General features: G+C 46.6%; 2 protein-coding genes. Both read left to right on the top strand.

What is annotated here, in order from left to right; translation table 11 throughout:
• Window positions 1-214 precede the first annotated feature (214 nt).
• Window positions 215-1,972: a hypothetical protein gene (locus tag DP106_RS15645; protein WP_133305186.1), complete on the top strand. Its 1,758-nt coding sequence runs from the start codon at window positions 215-217 to the stop codon at window positions 1,970-1,972.
• The gene (locus DP106_RS15640; protein WP_133305185.1) at window positions 1,965-2,732 is read left to right on the top strand and encodes a hypothetical protein; all 768 of its coding nucleotides are present in this window, start codon (window positions 1,965-1,967) and stop codon (window positions 2,730-2,732) included. Before DP106_RS15645 ends, DP106_RS15640 begins: the two co-directional genes overlap by 8 nt.
• The last annotated feature ends 13 nt before the right edge of the window (window positions 2,733-2,745 follow it).

The raw sequence follows: 2,745 nt of genomic DNA, 5'->3' as shown, positions 1-2,745 counted from the left end.
TGACTGGTCAATGATCCGCCAGCAAAATTGATGTTACGGCTTATCGAGAAGAGCGGAGATCGTAACTGTTGATCCCGGCCCGCTTGGTATACTCCCCACACGGACGAGCCGACTGGTCAGCTCGACAACTGATCCAATTACACTTGAGACGAAACCGCCGAAAAGTCCCTTTGCAGCACATCTTGATGCATTACTCTCGGAATCCACGCCTCATATGGCACGAACCATCGTTGATAATCACGATTCTTCGGGGACGTATTTACTTGAGCAACAGCTCGCACTGTTTCAACGAGCCAACCATTGTCTATATCCGAGAGATGTTGTCACAGGGCTACAAGAAACGAGGACTGACACACTCGGTGCTGTGTATGATCCCACAGAACTACGCTCAAACTGGGAACTCAGAGATGAGTATGACGATATAAGCAATGTAGATCCATCCGGACCGCCTGGAGCGCATCGCCGATTGCAAACCTACGATTTTGAAGAATCACCAAACAAAAAATGGCAGGCATTACAGCAGATCGTTGGAGACGCTGAGTATGAGCGACTTCATGGACGCTGCTCAGATGCAACACAACTCACAACAGCGTATGAAACACTCGACGTTACGCCAACGCTGACTGTCGATTCTACAACACTCACGGGATTTCTAGGATTAGTTCCCGGTTACGACTTCGGGAGATGGAGTACATGGCGGCATATCGAATCTTCACACCCAGTGTTGGAAGCGAAATTGACGCTTCGGGATGCAGCTGGCTCTGATCATGACCTAATACGAGGTCGGAGACGATTCTCACCACCTACAAATGTGGCCGAGCAAATTGAGGAGATCAAACTACTGTTCCAACGAGATCAACGACTGCTTGAACAGACGATCCAAGCCTTTGAGGAGTACGGCGATGACCTTTCGACGGAATGCCAACCGTACGCTGCGTTCAACAGGGAGACTCCAGACGGTGAGGTTGAACCGATAATTGTCGTCACTGAAAAAACACTTCTTCCGGGTGACTTGATAGCTACCATCGAGAATGCACCACACAAAACAGCGACAATTATTACTGACACGAAAGCTACAGCGCATAAGATCCACAATATTTTGCGACAACCGTATGCCAAGCCACGTGCGCCCCAGACGGTACTGTACCCACAAGGCACCCAATACTGGGTGTGTTCAGGTGGTGCAGCTGTACTCCCTGCAGATACGACACTGCGGTGGCTCCTTGCCCCAGATGGAACACTAACGTTACGTGCAGATGATTTTGATATCATTGCGGGATCAACTACTGATTTCCCGACAGATCCAGGTGAGAAGGCGTATCGATACAACACTGAAGAAAACCAAATTGTAATTGTAAATAGCAACGATGACGAAATTGAAAGACTTACCTCAATTAGATCATTCATAGAATCATATCGCCTTGTTCCGTTGCCTGCAGTACCATCACAACTCACATATCAGGATCGGGCGACTGTGTTCACCATCGCAGACGGACAGCTAACGCGAGTCCACTCAACTGCCGGAACGCCCTCACAAGCAAACACGTGGACTGATACGTTAGTTGAAACGTTTTTGTCTCACTTCTGTAGGATTGGTGACTCTCATAGAGTCAGACAGGCTAACGAGCCCGTCACAATCTCTGAATTCAATAATGGATTCAAATCATATATTGATGCAGAGGCCATTGGCTCGATGTCAGCCGAACCTAAACTCGGAAATACCGACGTGACTGTCGAAACTGATTTTGACTCTCCTAATCGTGTCAAAGATACTAATGGAAAAGACAAATTTCTCAAATACCGATATCCAAGAGATATCTCACGGAGGCCACCGTTGAGAGATACAGTAATGACAGCGAATCAAAGTGGGATTGATAATCTTACGATAGCTGGATTCAATAAACATACATGGCCACACATACCGAGTAGTGTAAAATCACGAATTATACCCAAGGATCAGAACAATGAGTGATACGGATAATATAATTCGGTCAGACTGGCCTAGACAGGGATGCATCCGATTCACCGTTGACGAACAGAGCGACGGCAACAATACTACTTCCCAATATCAGTCAATAGAACTGGCACCAATCGTTGAGGCCGCATTGGATCGAAATAACAGTATTACACGAATGGAAATTCTCTCTTGGCCCGGAGAGAACCAACAAGAATGGGTTCTGTTTCCAAGTTCAAAATCTACGACTGCAGTCTCCACACAAGAAGGAGACCAAACCCAAGAGAAAGACGACGAAAAAAATACGAAACCATCTAGCGAACGTGAAGAGCGCGATCCGTTTGTCGGATCATTAAAAAATGTGCTTGAAGAACACAACTTACCTGATTGGATCGGCTACGATATTGCTGATGTCGACTTTGCCCCAATTGAACAAACGCTCCGACCGACCTGTCGGCTTGTTGTTGGAAAGAACCCTGATTTACAACCTCTCAGTCGAAAAACGCCACATCCGGTTATCGCACTCATTCGTGACTTGAATCAACAAGATATTCCGTATCTTCTTCAAACAATCGTCTCACTTAGCAGTAGTAAATCTGCTGATTATGAACTCTCACAACGACTCGCAGTCTATCCACCCGATTATGGGATCGCTGTTGAACAAGATTTCATCAATTTTTTGACTGACGGCCCAGTAGCTGATCTGGCGGACTACTACGACCAGAATATTGATTATACGCTCTTGGGTAGAGGATTGTTGGTCAGCTCTCAGCAGTAGCTGGAAGTCACAG

Origin of the sequence: Halonotius pteroides (assembly GCF_003605635.1) — an archaeon.
Taxonomy (GTDB): domain Archaea; phylum Halobacteriota; class Halobacteria; order Halobacteriales; family Haloferacaceae; genus Halonotius; species Halonotius pteroides.
Note: the sequence above shows the minus strand (reverse complement) of the source record. Positions and strands in the feature narration are given on the sequence as shown.

Excerpts from the sequence above, each read along its gene's own strand:
- DP106_RS15640 (WP_133305185.1), top strand. The coding sequence starts at position 1,965 with ATGAGTGATACGGATAATATAATTCGGTCAGACTGGCCTAGACAGGGA.
- DP106_RS15645 (WP_133305186.1), top strand. The coding sequence starts at position 215 with ATGGCACGAACCATCGTTGATAATCACGATTCTTCGGGGACGTATTTA.